Genomic DNA, 17,297 nt, shown 5'->3' with positions numbered 1-17,297 from the left:
GAGCTTATCCCTAAATCGCCGCAGCCGGCGGAGCGAATCTGCCGCCCCGGCCGAACCGATACTTCCATCGACCCGAATCGAGAAGATTTCGGGCAGATCCGCGCGGCCTCTCTCCCGAGAACGACGCGGGAATACTTCCTCGCGGCTGCACCTCGCGTGCCGCGGCCCCGCAGCGGGGCCGGACGCCGCCCGACCCAGCAACGGAACGAGACGGCAGGAGAGACCAGACGATGAGCGGACCGGGTTTGAGCGTCAGCGCCTCAGCCGCGCGCAATCTTGCGACGGCGACCGTCACCTCCGTCCAGAACGCGGCCAACACGCCGCGCTGGCTCCTGCGGCTCCTGCCCTTCGTGGACGTCCCGGGCGGCGTCTACCGCGTCAACCGCCGCGCCGTGGTGCTGGCCAAGCCCGGCCGCATCGACCTCGCCGCCGAGGACAAGGGCCGGGTGATCCGTCCCGGCTCGCTGCGCGCCGTGCCGCTGTTCAGCCGCCTGGGCGATGCCGAGCTCGCCGCGCTGGCGGCCAAGTTCACCGAGAGCAAGCACAAGGCGGGCGAGGTCATCCACGAGGAGGGCTCCGACGGCCGCAGCCTCGTCGTGGTCGCCGACGGCACCGTCGAGCTGACCCTGTCGGGCCCCTACAAGGGCCGGCTCCGCCAGGGCCTCGCCACGCGCGGCGACTATTTCGGCGACGGCGACCTCGTCGGCGAGGCCGCGCCGGCGCCGGCCGTCAAGGCGCTCTCGGCCGTCACCCTGCTGACGCTCGACCGCGCGGCGGTCGACAACGACGAGATCCGCGCCCGGATCGCCCAGCATCAGGAGGAGCGCGACCGGCTCAAGGGCCACACCAATTCCCACGGGGAGCAGGGCATCGAGCTCCTGGCGGTGCATGCCGGCGAGCCGCGCCTGCCCACCACCTTCGTCGACTACGAGGTCGATCCGCGCGAGTACCACCTCTCGACCATCCAGACGATCCTCAACACCCATACCCGGGTCACCGACCTCTACTCGAACGAGATCGACCAGCTCCGCGAGCAGATCCGCCTCACCGTCGACGCGGTGAAGGAGCGCGAGGAGTGGGAGCTCATCAACAACTCGGCCTTCGGCCTGCTCAACGAGGTCAGCGGGCGCCAGCGCATCCCGACCCGCGGCGGCCCGCCCACCCCGGACGACCTCGACGAGCTGCTGACCCTGGTCTGGAAGAAGCCCGCCTTCTTCGTGGCGCATCCGCGCGCCATCGCGGCCTTCGGCCGGGAGGCCACGCGCCGCGGCGTGCCGCCGGTGGTGGTGCACCTGTTCGGTGCGCCCTTCATCACCTGGCGCGGCGTGCCGCTGGTGCCGAGCGACAAGCTGCCGATCGACATCGACCCGGTCACCGGCGCGCAGACCACCTCGATCCTGCTGCTCCGCGTCGGCGAGGGCGAGCAGGGCGTCGTCGGCCTGCAGAAGTCGGGCGTCACCGGCGAGATCGAGCCCGGCCTGTCGGTGCGCTACATGGGCACCAACGACCACTCGATCGCCTCGCACCTCGTGACCCGCTACTTCTCGACTGCGGTGCTGGTCGAGGACGCGATCGCCCGTCTCGATAACGTGCTGCTCGGCAACTACCATGACTACGCCTGAGGCGCCGGCTCTCGGCATCCCCTCGGGGAACCCGGGCGAGCTCGCCCACGCGGATCTCGTCGGGCGCCTCGCCCGCGAGATCTACAAGCAGGGGCAGGCCGCGAGCCAGCCCTTCGCCCCGGCGATCCCTGCGGGACCGCAGATCCCGCAGGCGCTGGAGAGCCTGCCGCAGGGGCCCGCCGGCGCTCCGTTCCCGAGCGGCGCGGTCGGCTTGCCTTCGGCCCCGGCCGGGGGCCAGCCCTCCGGTTTCCAGCCGGACGCGCAGGCGCTCGCTTCCCGCTCCTTCGGCGCGCCGCCGGTCGGGCTGCCCGGCCTGTCGGGCCCGAGCCTGCCGAACCTCGCGCCCGCGAGCCCGGCCCTCCTCGACACCGCCGCGATCCCGCCGGTCCATCCGGCGAGCCCGCGGCCGGTCCTGCCGGACTTCTCTTTCCCCGCCGCGTTCCCGGGCGGCCCGGAGCTGCACCGGCAGATCGCGGCGGACCACCCGCGCGCCGCCGCCTTCGCCCGGGCGCTCGCCCCGCATCTCGTGCCGGCCGACCCGTCGAAGGCGGGCGTGGACGAGGCGCAGGAGAGCTTCACCCGAACGGGCCGCCTGTCGCGGGCGCCCGAGGCCCCCCCGTCCGACTACTACTTCCTCGATTTCGACCCCCGTCCGGCCCGCAAGGCCCCGGCCGCCCCCCGCGTCGAGCCGACCCGCTCGCCCGGCCCCGCCCCGCGCCTGACCGCGCAAGGGTCGAGCCCGGTGGCGGCGCCCTTCGACGTGGAGCACGTGCGCCGGGACTTCCCGGCGCTCCACCAGAGCGTCAACGGCCACCCGCTGGTCTGGCTCGACAATGCCGCGACCACGCACAAGCCCAAGGCCGTGATCGACGCGACCTCGGAGTTCTACGGGCGCCACAACTCGAACATCCACCGGGCTGCGCACACGCTTGCCGCGCGCTCCACCGACCTGTTCGAGGGCGGGCGCGAGGCTGTGCGCCGCTTCCTCAACGCACCGACCAAGGACGACATCGTCTTCCTGCGCGGCACCACGGAGGCGATCAACCTCGTCGCCAATTCCTATGGCCGCGCCCATATCGGCCCGGGCGACGAGATCATCGTCTCGACGATCGAGCACCACGCCAACATCGTGCCCTGGCAGCTGCTCGCCCAGGCCACGGGCGCGACGATCCGGGTGATCCCGGTCAACGACCGCGGCGAGATCATCTTCGAGCAATACGCGGCCCTGCTCTCGGGCCGCACGAAGATCGTCTCGGTGACGCATGTGGCCAATGCGCTCGGCACGGTGAACCCGATCGCTGAGATCATCGCGCTCGCCCATGCCTACGGCGTGCCGGTGCTGGTCGACGCGGCGCAATCCTCGCCGCACATGCCGCTGGACGTGCAGGCGCTCGACGCCGACTTCCTGGTCTTCTCCGGCCACAAGGTGTTCGGCCCGACCGGGATCGGGGCGCTCTACGGCAAGAGCGCCTTGCTCGCGGCGATGCCGCCCTGGCAGGGCGGCGGCCACATGATCGAGGACGTCACCTTCACGAAGACCGTCTACAAGGGCGCGCCCGAGAAGTTCGAGGCGGGCACGCCGGACATCGCCGGGGCCGTCGGCCTCGGCGCGGCGCTCGACTACCTGGAGAGCGTCGGGCTTCCCGCGATCGCGGCCTACGAGCACGACCTGCTCGACTACGCGCAGGCGGGGCTCGCCGAGGTGAAGGGCCTGCGCCTGATCGGCACGGCCCGGGAGAAGGCGAGCGTGATGTCCTTCACGATCGCGGGGCAGGAGAACGAGGCGGTGGCCCACCATCTCGACGCGCACGGCATCGCGGTGCGCTCCGGGCACCATTGCGCCCTGCCGGCGCTCCGCCGCTTCGGCGTCGACCAGTCGGTGCGCGCCTCGCTCGCCTTCTACAACACCCGCGCGGAGGTGGACGTCTTCCTCAGGGCGCTCCACACCCTGCCGCGGCACTGACAGACCGGGCGCCGGCCGCAGGGCCGGCGCCCGTCCAGCCCCCAGCCCGGATCAGCGGATCGGCGGCCCCCAGATGCCGAGCGCCGCGGTATCGACCGTGCGCGGCAGCAGGCCCTCGCTGCGGAACGCGTCGGCGATCGTCTGCTGCTCGGAGAGGCCGTCCCGGGTGACGGGCTCGACCTTGTAGCTGCGGCGCGCATTGGCCCGCTCGATCACGTCCGCCTCGATCTTCCACAGGGGCGCCAGCCGCGCGGCGGCCTCGGCCGGGTTGGCCTTCACCCAGGCGCCCGTCTCGGCGAGCTTGCCGAACAGCGTGCCGAGGACCGCCCCGTTCGCCGCGGCGTAGGCATCCGAGGCCAGGTAGTAGCGCTTGTACAGCGACAGGCCCTTGCCGTCGCGCAGGACGCGGGCGTCCGATTGGCGCTGCGCCGCCGTCAGGAAGGGGTCCCAGGCGACCCAGGCCTCGACGCCGCCGCTCACCAGCGCCGCGCGCCCGTCCGCGGGGGTGAGGTAGGCGGGCTGGATGTCCTTGAAGGAGAGGCCCGCCTCGCGGAGCGCGGCGAGCAGCAGGAAATGGCTGCCCGCACCCTTCGTCACCGCGATGCGGCCGCCCTTGAGATCCGCGACGGCCTTCGCGGGCGAACCCGCCGGCACCACGATCGCCTGCGCCTCCGGGGAGGGGGCCTCCTGCGCCACGTAGGTGATGCGCGCGCCCGCCGCCTGGGCGAAGACCGGCACCGTGTCGGCCACATCCGCCGAGACGTCGATCTGGCCGGCATTCAGCGCCTCCATGATCGGCAGGCCGCTGGTGAATTCGTGCCAGGACAGGCCGGTGCCGAGCGCCTTCTCCAGGCTCCCGTCCTGGCGCAGCAGCGCGATCAGCGTCGAGGAGCGCTGGTAGCCGATGCGGAGCGTCGGCGCGGCGACGGCCGTGCGGCCGAGGAAGGCGGGCGCGGCGAGGCCGGCGAGCAGGGAGCGGCGGGAGATCGGCATCGGGACGGGTCCATGGCTGGAAGCGCGAAAGGGCCCGCGCGGCTGGCGCGGGCCCGGTGGGCAGCGCGCTCTCCGTCGAAGTGGGTACCGGTTCGGCGAAGGAGAGCGCGTCAGAACAAGGGCTCGGAGCCACCCGTGACCGCGGCGCGATCGGGGGCGGCTCCGGGATGCGGCGGAACCGGCCTCAGGTCGGCTGGCCGAGGATCCCCAGTATCTCGCGGCGCAGGCGCACGAGCTCGGGATCGTCGCGGTGGCGCGGATAGGGCCGCTCGACCCGGATGTCGGCCCGGATCGCGGCCGGCCGGTCGGAGAGCACGATCACCCGCTCGGCGAGCACCAGCGCCTCCTCCACGTCGTGCGTGACGAGGAGCGCGGTGAAGCGCGTCTCCTGCCAGAGCCGCAGGATCTCGGCCTGCATGGCGAGCCGGGTCAGCGCATCGAGCTTGCCGAGCGGCTCGTCGAGCAGGAGGAGCCGCGGATCGTTCACCAGCGCCCGGGCCAGCGCCGCGCGCTGGGCCATGCCGCCGGAGAGCTGGTGCGGATAGACCTCGGCGAAGCCGTCGAGCCCGACGAGGCGCAGCGCCGCGTCGGCCCGGGCCGCCCGCTCGCGCCCGAGGCCCCGGGCCTCGAGCCCGAGCGCCACGTTCCCGCGCACGGTGCGCCAGGGATAGAGGGTCGGGTCCTGGAACACGAGCAGCCGGGACGGGTCGGGGCCGCTCACCCGCGCGCCGTCGACCGCGATGCGGCCCTCGTCCGGCGGCTCCAGGCCGGCGACGAGGCGCAGCAGCGTGGACTTGCCGCAGCCGGAGGGCCCGAGCAGGGCCACGAAGGCGCCGGGCTCCACGTCGAGGGAGATCCGGTCGAGCACCGGCAAGGCGGCGCCGCGGATCTCGAAGGCGTGGGCGACGGAGTCCACCGTCAGCCGGGCGCCCGCCTCCTGCGCGGCGGGGCGCCGGAGGGTCGCGGCGGCTACCATTGCACCAGCCCCTTCTGCCAGGAGAGCACGCGGTCGCGCAGGCGGAACAGCAGGGTGATCAGCCCCGAGCACATCAGCGCCATCACGATCAGCGCCGCGTACATGTTGGCGTAGGCGGCCCACCCTTGCGCCCATTGCAGGTACCAGCCGAGGCCGGACTTCACGCCGAGCATCTCGGCCACCACCAGCACCGCGAAGGAGCCGCCGAGGCCCATGAACAGGCCGACGAAGACGTGCGGCAGCGCGGCCGGGATCGCCACCCGCAGGACGAGGAAGCGCGGCGAGGCGCCGAGCGTCCGGGCCACGTCGAAATAGGCCTTGTTGACGCCCGCCACCCCCGACCAGGTCAGGACCGTGACGGGAAAGCCCGTGGCCAGCGCGACGAGGAAGGTGCTCGCCGACCAGGAGGAGGGGAAGACGAAGAAGGCGAGCGGCAACCACGCGGTCGCGGGCAGCGGCCCGACGAAGCGCAGCACCGGATGCGCCCAGTAGCCCACCGCCTTCGACCAGCCGATGGCGACGCCGGCCGCGAAGCCGAGCGCCGCGCCGACGAGGTAGCCGCCGGCCAGGAGCTTCAGCGAGGCGAGGATGCTGCCGCCGAGCTTCGGCCAATCCTCCAGGAAGACCTCCAGGATCGCCTGGGGCGGCGGGAAGAACGGCATCGGCAAGAGGCCGAATTTCGCGGTGACGAGCTCCCAGGCGAGGAAGGCGAGGGCCACCACGGCGAGCCAGGGCGTCCAATGGGTCAGGGAGGCGCCGGCCCGGCCGAGCCGTCCGGCGAGCAGGGCGAGCACGGGCAGGGCCAGCCCGGCCCCGAGGGCGCCGCCCGCGAAGGAGGCCGTGTAGGGGAAGTCGCCCGCCTCCGGCAGGGCGTAGGTCGCCCCGGCCAGCGCGAGCCAGGCCGCCCCCGCGCCGAGGGCGGGGAGCGGCGGGCGCGGCAGGGCGGGCGCGTGCGGGGCGGCGCCCGCGAGGCTGGTGAGACTCGCCACGGGACCTCCTCAGCTCAGCACGTCGGCATAGACCCGCTCGGCGAACTTCGCCGTGTCGGTGGTGCGCTTGAGGACGTTCACCTGCTTCAGCTCGTCGCCGTAGAGGACGAGCTGCGCCTTGAGGTCCGAGCCTACCGGTCGATCACCGTGATGCTGGCTGCGCAGCATCGCGGCCAGATCCTCCACCGAGCCCTTGCCGCCATAGCCGGAGAAGATCCGCGCGGCGTCCTCCGGGTTCTCGTGGACGCGGTGGCCGGCCTCCAGCACGGCGCGGGTGAGGGCGGTGGCCGCGGCGCGGTCGTTGCGGATCAGGCTGCCGCGCACCGCCACGACGCAGCAGGTGCGGCTGGCGTACTCGCCGGACAGATTGGTGGCGACCTCGGCGAAGCGGTGGTCCTTCAGCCAGATCCAGGTGCGCGGGTCGGAATCGGCAAGCGCCTGGGCCTCGCCCTTCTCCACCGCGAGGTTGAGGAGGTCGGCCGGATATTGCCGCCACTCGACGCCGCTCTCCGGGTCGATCCCGGCCTTGGCGAGCAGCAGGCCGAAGAAGTTCTTGGCCGGGCTCGCATGGTCGCTGATGGCGATGGTCTTGCCCTTGAGCGCCGCGATCTCGGTGATGCCGGCCGATTTCGCCGCGAGCAGCCGCAGGCAGCCGCCGTGCAGGCCCGCGGTGATCTTCACGTCGAAGCCCTGCTCCAGGGGCTTCAGCCAGCGCAGAGCCATGCCGATGCCCGCATCGGCCTTGCCCGTGGCGATGGCCTCGAGCAGCGCCTCGGTCGAGCCGCCGAAATTGACGAACTCCACATCGAGCCCATGACGCGCGAAGATGCCCCGCTCCTTGGCGCGCGGCGCCGCGGCGGTGCAGATCGCGGTGGCGTTCCAGGCGAGCTTGATCGGCTTCAGCGGGCCGGCGGGCGCCTCCGCCGCCGCGGGGCTGCAGAGCGGGCCGGGATCGAAGGGCAGGGACGGGCCGGGGCCCCAGGCCCGGCCGCTGCTCACGCCGAACCCGAAGGGCAGCGCGGCGGCGGCGGCGCCCGCGCGCAGCAGGAACCGGCGCGACGGCAGGGGGCCGGGGCGCTTTGGCTCGTCGGTCATGGTGGTCTCCGGGTGCCGCGCGACGCGCGACGGGATGGCAACGGGCGATCGACGCGCGGGTCGAGGCGCCCGATCGCTCGGGCGGCTCGTCGGCGGCGTCTTTGGGAAGCGGCACGTCCGAGCGGCCGATGTATTCAGTCTTCAATCACGCCACCGCGATGTCAACGAAAGCGTATTCTCAATCACGCGCGCCCTCGAAGAGAACGCATTCGCCAATTCGTCGCCCGCGAGAACGTTTCTCGCCCTTCATCGATCCGGAGAAAAGGCGCACCCACTTCGGGTCATGGCACGATATAGTGCGTCTGCACGCGGAAGATCGGCGATTATTCAACATCGAGCGAGCATCGCGACGGGAACATCCTTCCTGCGGGCAGATCTTTGGAAATCCGCTTCGTTGACGGCCTGCCGATCCGGTCCGACCCTAAGGCTGGGCTCCCGGACCTGCCGCGGCGGCCTCTCAGCCTGAATTCTCCCAGCCTGAATTCCCGATGACCGTCGCCGTCCCGCCTCCCGATCCCGCACGCGCCGCCCTCGGCCACCGAACATGATCCGGCAACGCCCCGGCACCAGTTCCCCCAGGAGGCACCCATGAGCCTGCTGCCGCCCGAGCGCGTCGCGTTCATCGGCTTCGTCGCCCCGCGCGAGCCCTACAGCTCGGCCGACGAGCAGCGCATCATCGACCTCTATGTCCGCGCCGGGCTGATCCCGCAGGCCCGCGCGCCCCGGGCCGAGGCGATCCGCGATCCGGGGTTTTCCGAAGCGCTCGCGGCCGTGCGATGATGCGGCCGGAGGAACCGACATGCACGACATCGACGACGACCACACCCACGCCCATCACGCCCACGACGACGACCACGCGCACGGGTCCGACGCGGGCGAGCGCTGGAAGCACGACGGGGTGCGGGTGATCCCGGGGGACAGGCTCGACCCGAACACCGCCCAGACGCCCGGCATGTTCCGGCAGGCGGCGATCAACGCGGCCCGCGTCGGCGCCCAGAAGATCTGGGCCGGCACCGTGGCGATCGAGCCCGACGCCAAGACCGGCGTGCACCATCACGGCGACCTGGAGAGCGTGATCTACATCGTCTCCGGCCGGGCCCGGATGCGCTGGGGCGAGCGGCTCGAATACGTCGCCGAGGCCGGGCCGGGGGACTTCATCTTCGTGCCCCCTTACGTGCCCCACCAGGAGATCAACGCCTCCACCGACGAGCCCCTGCACTGCGTGCTGGTGCGCTCGGACAACGAGGCGGTGGTGGTCAACCTGCCCGACGTCGAGGCGGCCGAGGCGCCGGAGACGGTCTACTGGGTCGACCCGATCCACAAGCACCCCTGAGAGACCGGAGACCGCACGCATGGGCCGGGACCGCCGCCTGCATCTCGGCGCCTTCATGCGCCCCGTCGGGATCCACACCGCGTGGTGGCGCTATCCCGGCGGCTACCCGGACGCGAATTTCAGCTTCGAGCACCTGGCGCATTTCGCCCGGCGCCTGGAGGCCGCGAAGTTCGACGCCTTCTTCATGGCCGACCACCTCGCGGTGATGAACATGCCGGCGGCGGCGCTGCGCCGCTCGGCCACCGTGACCTCGTTCGATCCGCTCACCCTGCTGCCGGCGCTCGCCGTGCTGACCGAGCGCATCGGCCTGATCGCGACGGCCTCGACCACCTACAACGAGCCCTACCACGTCGCCCGCAAGTTCGCCTCGCTCGACCACATCTCCAAGGGCCGGGCCGGCTGGAACCTCGTCACCTCCGGGAATCCGGACGAGGCGCTGAACTTCGGCCGCGACGCGCATCTCGATCACGCGGTGCGCTACGCCCGCGCCCGCGAGTTCTTCGACGTGGTGACCGGCCTGTGGGATTCCTTCGCCGACGACGCCTTCCAAATGGATCAGGCGAGCGGCCTGTTCTTCGATCCCGCCCGGATGCACGTCCTCGATCACCAGGGCGACTTCCTGAAGGTGAAGGGTCCGCTCAACATCGCGCGGCCGGTCCAGGGCTGGCCGGTGATCGTGCAGGCCGGCGCCTCGGAGGCCGGGCGCCAGATCGCGGCCGAGACCGCCGAGATGGTGTTCGGGTCCGGCTCGACGCTCGAGGCGGCGCAGGCCTTCTACGCCGACGTGAAGGGCCGGATGCCGGCGGCGGGGCGCGACCCCGAGCAGTTGAAGATCCTGCCCGGCTGCTTCGTGGTGCTCGGCGAGACGGAGGCCGAGGCCCGGGCCAAGAAGGCGCGCCTCGACGACCTCGTCCATCCCGATAGCGGCCTCGCCAACCTCTCGGTGCGCCTCGGCGTCGACGGCTCGGGCTTCGACCTCGACGCGCCCCTGCCCGAGATCCCCGAGACGAATGCCAGCAGGAGCGGGCAGGCGCAGATCGTCGACTACGCGCGCCGGACCGGCGCCACGGTCCGGGACCTCGCGCGCCGGGTCGGCGGCTATGGCGGCCTGCAGATGGTCGGCACGCCGGCCCAGGTCGCCGACCGCATGGAGGAATGGCTGGAGACGCGCGCCTGCGACGGCTTCAACGTGATGTTCCCCTTCGTGCCGCAGGGGCTCGACGACGTGGTCGACACGCTGGTGCCGGAATTGCAGCGGCGCGGCCTGTTCCGCACCGACTACGCGGGCACGACGCTGCGCGACCATCTCGGCCTGAAGCGGCCGGAGAACCGCTTCTTCGCCTGAGCCTCGCCGCTACGCGAGAAGCCCCGTCCGCCGGCCGAGCCACAGGGTGCCGCCGGCGCCCGCGAACATGGCGAGGCCGAAGACCCAGCCGGAGACGGCGCCCGCCATGATCCCGGAGAGCAGCGTGCCGACGCTGCAGCCGAGCCCCGTCATCGCGCCCCAGCCGAGCAGGAGGCCCCCCAGGAGGCCGCGCCCGGCCTGGCCCCGGCTCGGCCAGGCCGGGCGGAACTGCCCCGCCGCCAGGGCCGCGGCGAAGGCCGCGAGGACGAGGCCGCCGACGAACAGCCCGTTCGGGGTCAGCACCGCGTCGCGGACGGCCGTGGCGCAGCCCCGGAAGGTGTCGAGCCCTTCGAGGCGCCCGGGCAGCAGGCCGAGGGCGCCCGCCGCCTGACGGGAGCGCCCGCCGATCTCGGCGGTGACGCCGAGGGGCCCGACCCGCAGATAGGCCAGCGTGCCGATCGCCCCGACCGCGAGGCCGCCGAGCCAGACCGGCCAGCGCCCGGTGAAGACCGCGCGCAGGGGCTCCCGCTGGCGGCCGGATTCCACCGCGGCCGGCTCCGGCAGGCGGCGCAGCAGCGGCCAGGCGAGGGCGGCGAGCAGGGCCAGCGAGAGGGCGAGGCTGCCGGCATAGCCGAGATGGCGCGGCAGCCAGAGCACCGGCGCCTCGGACACGCTCGCGAGGTAGAGCGGGTTCCAGGTGGCGAAGCCGAGGACGAAGCCGGCGCCCGTGCCGAGGAGCGCGAAGGGCGCCGTCGGCGAGCCCTCGCCGAGGCGGTAGAGATGGGCGCTGATGCAGGAGCCGGACACGGCCATGCCGGCGCCGAACGCCGCGCCCGCCAGGACGAGGACCGGCCCGACCGGGCCGATATGCGCGTCCGGCGGCAGGCGCGTGCCGGCGGGGTCCGGCATCCAGGCGCCGAGGACGACCGCGTAGCCGGCGAGCCCCGCGGCGAGCGCCGCCAGGATGCCGAGCATCCCGCGCGGGTCGCCGTGGACGAGGAGGTCGCGCCACTGGCAGTAGAAGCAGAACCGGCTGCGCTGGAGCACGAAGCCGAACAGCGCGCCGAAGCCGAGCGAGAGCGAGAGCCGGGTGCCGCCGGGCTGTCCCGAGAGCCACCAGGCCGCCCCGGCGAGACCGGCGGCGACGGCGAGGGCAAGGGCGACGGGCAGCCCCCCATACGGGAGCGCCCGCCCGGCGAGGCCGGCGGGCGCCCAGTCCCGGGGGAGCGGGGGAGCCCGCTCCGCGACGCGCCCGGTCACTTGCCGCCCCAGACCGTCCCGGCGAGGTTGACCACCGGCACGCCGACCGCGTTGCCGTACTCCGTCCACGAGCCGTCGTAGTTGCGGACCTGGTAGCCGAGGATCCGGCTCAGCACGAACCAGGAATGGCTGGAGCGCTCGCCGATGCGGCAGGAGGTGATGATCGGCTTCGAGCCGTCGATGCCGGCCGCCGCGTAGAGCGCCCTCAGCTCGGCGGGCGACTTGATCGTGCCGTCCGCGTTCACCGCCTTGCCCCAGGGCACGTTGACCGAGCCCGGGATGTGGCCGGCCCGGATCGCGAGCTCCTGCACGCCGGGGGGCGCGATGATCTTGCCGCTGAACTCGTCGGGGGAGCGGATGTCGAGGATCTGCTCGTCGCGCTCCTTCCTGGCCACCGCGAGCACGTCGCCGAAGCGGGCGCGCAGGGCCGGCGAGACCGGCGGCGGCGTGAAGCGCGAGGCGGCGACCTCGGCGCTGCGGGTGTCGAGGGGCCGCTTCTCGGCCTCCCACTTCTTGCGCCCGCCATCGAGGAGCTTGACGTTGTCGACGAGCCCGTACTGCGCCAGGACCCAGGCGCCCCAGGCGGCGAACCAGTTGTTGTTGTCGCCGTAGAGCACCACGGGCGTGTCCTTGTCGATGCCGAGGCGGCGGACGAGGGCGGCGAACTTCTCCGGGCCGGCGATGTCGCGGCTCACCGTCTCCACGAGGTCGGTGTGCCAGACGACGTTCTGGGCGCCGGGGATGTGGCCGCGCTCGAACACGCCGGGCTCGACGCTGACCTCGACGATGCGCAGCCCCTTCGCGTCGAGGTTCTTCTCCAGCCACTCGGTGGAGACGAGGGGGCTGCTCGTCTCGGAGCGGGCGGCCCCGTCCTGCGCGGGCCGCGCCGCCGGCTCCTGCGCGGCGGCCCCGGACAGGGGCAGGAGGGCGCTCGCGAGGAGGGCGAGCAGGGGGGCGGATTTGCGCAGCACGGGACAGGCTCCGGAGGAAGTCGGCACGGCCTCGGACCGGCGCCATAGCGACGCCGTCCCGGGAGACGATCGATGAGCGGGATTCTCGATACTATTCCAGCGAATGGCCGCAGGGGCAAATCAGCATTACACCCGGCATGTCGACCATTTCGACTGATCTCGACGGGAGAAATGCTATCGATGCCGATGGCCGCGCGTCAAGGAAACGTCTTTCCGTTTTACTTCGGCATCACTCACAGGCGCGTCTTCGGAGAGGCCCTTCGACATGAAGGACTATCTTCGGCCCAAGAACGTACGCTGCTCCCGCGCGAAGATCAGGCCTCCGGCAGGCCCCGGCGCGCTTGCAGGGGCAGCTGCGCGAGGTGCGGGGCGAGGTCCGCGGAGGCGAGCACGCCCCCATCGAGCAGCGGGAAGGGGATCAGCGGCGTGACGGCGGCCGGCGGCGCCCCGGGGCGGGAGGCCGGTGCCGAGAGGGCGCGGGCGAGGCGGGCGAGGAGGCGCGTCATGGTCAGGCCTGCCCGGCGGCATCGATGCGGTCATGGCTCGGCATGGATGATCTCCTGTCGGGGTGCCGCCGTCGGGCGGCTTCGAAACGGAGGCCGATCGTTCGCCCCGCCGGGATGATCGTCAATGAAACGCGCAGCCGTTTTCGAGCCCGATCGCGGGACCGAAATCTTCGTCGCCGCGGAAATATGAAAGACGATTTCCTCGGAGACGAAGGTGATCTTCGCTCATCCTTCGGTTTTTGATCCCGGACCTGCCCGGGATCGACACCGAAAGGCCGAAATCGGGTAGACCCGACGTCGGGCGGGGAGAGGGGGATCTGCGGCTACCCATGGCAATCGAACGCGCTCTCAGGCGGAGCCGACCCGATACTGGCGCGGCGGCTCCGCGCCGGTCACGGCGAAGGCCCCGACGATGCGGTCGCGGTAGATCCGCGGGTTGTGCGAGGCGATGGTGCGGGCGTTGCGCCAGTAGCGGTCGAGGCCGAGGCCCTCCTTGACCGCCGAGGCGCCGAGCGCGTCGAACAGGCCGGTCGTCGCCTCCAGCACGAGGTTGGTCACCACCGTCACCGCCTGGTTGACCTCGACATCGGCGAGCACGGTGGCGCGCCCGGCCTCGGGGCTCCCGGCGCCCGCCTCGTGCGCCGCGTAGGCCCGCTGCAGGGCGTCGGCCGCCTTCAGCACCACGGCGCCGGCGGCGTAGGCGTTGCCGCGAACCCGGCCGACCACCGCCTGGACCTGCGGGTCGTCCGCCGTGCGCCCGGCATTGCCGTGGCTGTAGACGCGGGTGCGCTCGGCCACGAGCCGGGCCACGTCCTCCGCGGCGGCCCGGCCGATGCCGGCGAGCGTCGCCAGATGCACGAGCTGGAAGAAGGCCATCGCGTAGGGGAAGCGCGCCGGGTCCGGCTTGATCAGGTCGGGCGCCAGGACGACCCCCTCGAAACGCGCCGTGCCGCTCGCGGTGAGCGCCTGCCCGAACCCGTCCCAATCGTCCACGATCGCGACACCGGGCGCCCGGGTCGGCACCGCCGCCACCACCGGCTGCCCGTCCTCGTCCTCGGCCGAGAGATGGATGTAGTCCGCGAAGAGCGAGCCCGTGGTGTAGAACTTTTTGCCCTCCACCACCCGCTCGGCCCCGCGGCGGCGCACCACCGTGTCGAACTGGCCGACCCTGGCAGGCCCCGTCTCGGAGACGCCGCTGCCGACCGTCTCGCCCGCGCCGATCCGCGCGATCCAGTCGGCGCGCCATTCGGGCGAGGACGAGCAGAGCACGTCCTCCGTGAAGCCGAAATGGGCGCGCAGCGCGTTGGTGACGTTGGAATCGGCCTGCGACAGCTCGATCAGGAGGTTGAACAGCTCCGGCAGGCTCGCCCCGTGGCCGCCGGCCTCCGGGGCGAGCCGCAGGGTGGTGAAGTTGGCCTCGCGCAGCCAGCCGATCTCGGCATGGGGCAGGCGATGCGTGCGGTCGCGCTCCACCGCCGTCGCGCGGATCTCCGCGAAGACCGGGCGGAAGCGGCCGGCCAGATCCTCGTAGCGCCCGCTCGGGCCGGCGCCCCAGCCCGCATCCGTCTGCGACATCGCCTCGGCATCCCATCCTGGTTTCACGGCGCCCGGTGCCGTACAGGACCTGAATTCAGGTCCTCGTGATGAGCCGATGTATCGCTGCTCCATCGCTCGACCGTCAATGAAAGCCAGATGCATAATTCCGGGATGCGGGAGATCTGTTTGACCGTCCCGGCGGCTTGCGCAGGAAGATCTTTCCCGGCGCGTAATGGCGGTCCCTCGCTTCCGCACGCGGCGGAGCAGGAGAGCGGGGGAGGGGGCCCGGATCGCGAGCGCGGAGCAGGGGAGGGGGCCGGGAAGGAAATGCGCTCCGGCCACCCCGCCCGCGGAGAACGACCGTTCTCGATCCCCGGTAAAATTGCAAATCCGTTCCGTTGATCGGAAGATCCGTCTCGGTCTTTGATAGATCACGTGTCGGCAGAGACCTCGTCTGACACCCTGCATTCGCGTCGAACGGTCGGCCCGGACCTGCCCGGGCCGGCCGCGAGAACGCGCGCCCATCCCCAAGATCCGATCAAGATCCGCTCCGGAGACCCCGATGACCGACGACACCCCGCGCGGGGCCCCGACCTCCCGCCGCACGTTCCTGCGTGCAGGCCTCGGCGCGGGCCTCGGCGCGGCGGCGGCCTCGGCCCTCGGCATGCCCGCGGTGCACGCGGCCGAGCGCGTCGTGCGGATCAGCATGCAGCGCTCCTCGGTGCTGTTCACCGTGCTCAAGGTGAAGGGCACCCTGGCCGAGCGCCTCGCGCCGCTCGGGTTCACCCCGTCCTGGCACCTGTTCACCAGCGTGATCGAGCCGATGAATGCGGGCGCCGTGGACATCCACGCGGACGTCGCCGACGCGGTGCCGATCTTCACGCAATCGGCCGGCGCGCCGCTCACCTTCTACGCCCGCGAGCGCGGCTCGCCCGCCGCCGAGGCGATCATCGTGCCGGCGGATTCCCCGATCCGCACGGTGGCGGACCTGAAGGGCCGCACCGTCGGCGTCTCGCGGGGCTCGGGCAGCCACTACGTGCTGGCCGCGGCGCTGAAGCGGGCCGGGCTGAGCTTCGCCGACATCAAGCCGGCCTATCTGCAGGCGCCGGAGGGCGCGGCGGCCTTCGAGAAGGGCAGCCTCGACGCGTGGTCGATCTGGGACCCGTTCCTCGCCTTCGCCGAGGCGAAGCGGCCGGTGCGCACCATCGCCGACGGCAGCGGGCTGACGAGCTATCACCGCTACTATCTCGTCAACGACGGCTTCGTCGCCGCGCACCCGGCGGTGGTGGCGGCGGTCTACGAGGCGCTGGTCGAGGCGGGGCGCTGGGTGAAGGCCAATCCGGAGGCGGCGGTGGCGCTGCTCGCCCCCATCTGGGGCGACCTGCCGCCGGCGGTGGTGGCCGCGGCCAATGCCCGCCGCACCTACGCCGTCGAGCCGGTGGAGCGGGCCCGGCTCGGCGAGCAGCAGGACATCGCCGACGTGTTCCTGGAGGCCAAGCTCATCCCCCGCCGGATCGACGCCACCGCGGTGACGATCTGGCAGCCCCCGGCGGTGAAGGGCTGACGCGGATGCGCGACGCCCCCCGCTTCGGCATCTGGGCCGCCGTCCACGGCTCCCGCGCCGCCCACCACGACCCGGACGAGCCGGACGACGCGAGCTGGGAGCGCAACCGCGCCCTGGTTCTGGAGGCCGAGGCGCTCGGCTTCGATGCCGTGCTCGTCGCCCAACACACGGCGAACCCCTACGACGACGGCCGCGACCAGCTCGAGGCCTGGACCGCGGCCGCGGCGCTCGCGGCGCTGACCCGGCGCATCGAGATCATCGCGGCGATCAAGCCGGGGCTCTACCACCCGGTGGTGCTCGCCAAGATGGCCCTGCAGATCGAGCACGTCGCGCGGGGCCGCTTCGCGCTCAACCTCGTGAATGCCTGGAACCGGGCCGAGTTCGAGCGGGCCGGCCTGCCCTTCCCGGCCCATGACGACCGCTACGCCTATGGCCGCGAGTGGATCGGCCTCGTCGACCGGCTGATGCGCGGCGAGCGCGTCTCGTTCGAGGGACAGCATTTCCGGGTGGCGGATTACCAGCTCCGCCCGGCCGGAACCTATCGCCCGCGGCCGCGGATCTATCTCGGCGGCGAGTCGGAGCCGGCGCGGGCGCTCGCGGCCGACCATGCCGACGTCTGGTTCATCAACGGCCAGCCGCTGGAGGCGGTGCGCGCCCTCGTCGCCGACGTCGCCCGCCGCCCCGCGGCGAACGGGCCGCTCCGCTACGGTCTCTCGGCCTTCGTCATCGCGCGGGACAGCGATGCGGAAGCCGAGGCCGAGCAGGCGCGGCTCCTCGCCCTGGCGCAGCGCGACGCCGCCCTGCGCGCCGATACCCGCGCCCGCACGGATGCGGCGAGCGTGATGTTCGCCAAGACCGACGCGGCCTCCGCGCGCCATGTCGGCACCAATGGCGGCACGGCGGCCGGGCTGGTGGGCAGCTACGAGACGGTCGCGAGCCGCATCCGCGCCTTCCACGCGGCCGGCATCGAACTGTTCATGCTGCAATTCCAGCCCTTCGAGGCGGAGATGCGCCGGTTCGCCGAGCTCGTCCTGCCGCGGATCCGCTAGGTCGCGGACTCATTAAGTTCGCAGCCAGACCCGCAGGGCTGCGAGCTTGACGCTGGCGAGGAAGTTGTCGGGGTCCTTGTCGTAGCGCGTGGCGA

At 72.5% G+C, this 17,297-nt stretch carries 14 protein-coding genes and 2 pseudogenes; 7 read left to right on the top strand and 9 right to left on the bottom strand.

Going from position 1 to position 17,297, the window contains the following annotated elements; all coding sequences use genetic code 11:
• Positions 1–230 precede the first annotated feature (230 nt).
• Positions 231–1,622: a family 2B encapsulin nanocompartment shell protein gene (locus MTDSW087_RS31270; protein ID WP_144768133.1), complete on the top strand. Its 1,392-nt coding sequence runs from the start codon at positions 231–233 to the stop codon at positions 1,620–1,622.
• Entirely contained in the window at positions 1,609–3,585 is a 1,977-nt protein-coding gene (locus MTDSW087_RS26115) for a family 2A encapsulin nanocompartment cargo protein cysteine desulfurase (protein WP_144768131.1), read from the top strand. Before MTDSW087_RS31270 ends, MTDSW087_RS26115 begins: the two co-directional genes overlap by 14 nt.
• Before the next feature lie 51 nt (positions 3,586–3,636).
• Here MTDSW087_RS26115 and MTDSW087_RS26110 read toward each other — a convergent pair whose 3' ends face one another.
• The 4 genes from MTDSW087_RS26110 to MTDSW087_RS26095 form a co-directional block, all read right to left on the bottom strand.
• Positions 3,637–4,578: an aliphatic sulfonate ABC transporter substrate-binding protein gene (locus tag MTDSW087_RS26110; RefSeq protein ID WP_144768129.1), complete on the bottom strand. Its 942-nt coding sequence runs from the start codon at positions 4,576–4,578 to the stop codon at positions 3,637–3,639.
• 184 nt (positions 4,579–4,762) lie between these two features.
• Positions 4,763–5,554, bottom strand: coding sequence for an ABC transporter ATP-binding protein (locus tag MTDSW087_RS26105; protein ID WP_144768127.1), 792 nt, complete (start codon positions 5,552–5,554; stop codon positions 4,763–4,765).
• Positions 5,548–6,543 carry an ABC transporter permease gene (locus MTDSW087_RS26100; RefSeq protein ID WP_144768125.1) on the bottom strand — a complete coding sequence of 332 codons (996 nt, stop codon included), beginning with the start codon at positions 6,541–6,543 and terminating at the stop codon, positions 5,548–5,550. The genes MTDSW087_RS26105 and MTDSW087_RS26100 overlap by 7 nt, the downstream gene beginning before the upstream one ends.
• 9 nt (positions 6,544–6,552) lie before the next feature.
• Positions 6,553–7,638: an ABC transporter substrate-binding protein gene (locus MTDSW087_RS26095; RefSeq protein WP_144768123.1), complete on the bottom strand. Its 1,086-nt coding sequence runs from the start codon at positions 7,636–7,638 to the stop codon at positions 6,553–6,555.
• A 657-nt stretch (positions 7,639–8,295) separates the two neighbouring features.
• Here MTDSW087_RS26095 and MTDSW087_RS26090 point away from each other — a divergent pair.
• From MTDSW087_RS26090 to MTDSW087_RS26080, 3 genes and pseudogenes are all read left to right on the top strand, one after another.
• Positions 8,296–8,418: pseudogene (locus MTDSW087_RS26090) on the top strand (ABC transporter substrate-binding protein); the annotation flags it as partial.
• A gap of 19 nt (positions 8,419–8,437) precedes the next feature.
• Positions 8,438–8,971, top strand: coding sequence for a cupin domain-containing protein (locus tag MTDSW087_RS26085; RefSeq protein ID WP_144768121.1), 534 nt, complete (start codon positions 8,438–8,440; stop codon positions 8,969–8,971).
• 19 nt (positions 8,972–8,990) lie between these two features.
• A complete protein-coding gene (locus MTDSW087_RS26080; RefSeq protein WP_144768119.1) occupies positions 8,991–10,316 on the top strand; it encodes an LLM class flavin-dependent oxidoreductase in 1,326 nt (441 codons plus the stop codon).
• 9 nt (positions 10,317–10,325) lie between these two features.
• Here the strand turns inward: MTDSW087_RS26080 and MTDSW087_RS26075 are convergent, their stop codons facing one another.
• The 4 genes from MTDSW087_RS26075 to MTDSW087_RS26060 all read right to left on the bottom strand — a co-directional run bounded on the left by MTDSW087_RS26075 (position 10,326) and on the right by MTDSW087_RS26060 (position 14,628).
• On the bottom strand, positions 10,326–11,576 hold the full coding sequence (locus tag MTDSW087_RS26075; RefSeq protein ID WP_306421687.1) for a YeeE/YedE thiosulfate transporter family protein: 1,251 nt from the start codon (positions 11,574–11,576) through the stop codon (positions 10,326–10,328).
• Positions 11,573–12,493, bottom strand: coding sequence for a sulfurtransferase (locus MTDSW087_RS26070; protein WP_373321996.1), 921 nt, complete (start codon positions 12,491–12,493; stop codon positions 11,573–11,575). Before MTDSW087_RS26070 ends, MTDSW087_RS26075 begins: the two co-directional genes overlap by 4 nt.
• Before the next feature lie 368 nt (positions 12,494–12,861).
• Positions 12,862–13,053, bottom strand: a complete 192-nt coding sequence (locus MTDSW087_RS26065) for a hypothetical protein (RefSeq protein WP_144768117.1) — start codon at positions 13,051–13,053, stop codon at positions 12,862–12,864.
• A 348-nt stretch (positions 13,054–13,401) separates the two neighbouring features.
• Entirely contained in the window at positions 13,402–14,628 is a 1,227-nt protein-coding gene (locus MTDSW087_RS26060; RefSeq protein WP_144768115.1) for an acyl-CoA dehydrogenase family protein, read from the bottom strand.
• A gap of 523 nt (positions 14,629–15,151) precedes the next feature.
• Here MTDSW087_RS26060 and MTDSW087_RS26055 point away from each other — a divergent pair.
• Positions 15,152–16,153 carry an aliphatic sulfonate ABC transporter substrate-binding protein gene (locus MTDSW087_RS26055; RefSeq protein ID WP_144768113.1) on the top strand — a complete coding sequence of 334 codons (1,002 nt, stop codon included), beginning with the start codon at positions 15,152–15,154 and terminating at the stop codon, positions 16,151–16,153.
• 5 nt (positions 16,154–16,158) lie between these two features.
• The gene (locus MTDSW087_RS26050; RefSeq protein WP_144768112.1) at positions 16,159–17,202 is read left to right on the top strand and encodes an LLM class flavin-dependent oxidoreductase; all 1,044 of its coding nucleotides are present in this window, start codon (positions 16,159–16,161) and stop codon (positions 17,200–17,202) included.
• A 12-nt stretch (positions 17,203–17,214) separates the two neighbouring features.
• Here the strand turns inward: MTDSW087_RS26050 and MTDSW087_RS26045 are convergent.
• Positions 17,215–17,297, bottom strand: a pseudogene (locus MTDSW087_RS26045) (IS5/IS1182 family transposase); the annotation flags it as partial.

Origin of the sequence: Methylobacterium dankookense (assembly GCF_902141855.1) — a bacterium.
GTDB lineage: Bacteria > Pseudomonadota > Alphaproteobacteria > Rhizobiales > Beijerinckiaceae > Methylobacterium > Methylobacterium dankookense.
Note: the sequence above shows the minus strand (reverse complement) of the source record. Positions and strands in the feature narration are given on the sequence as shown.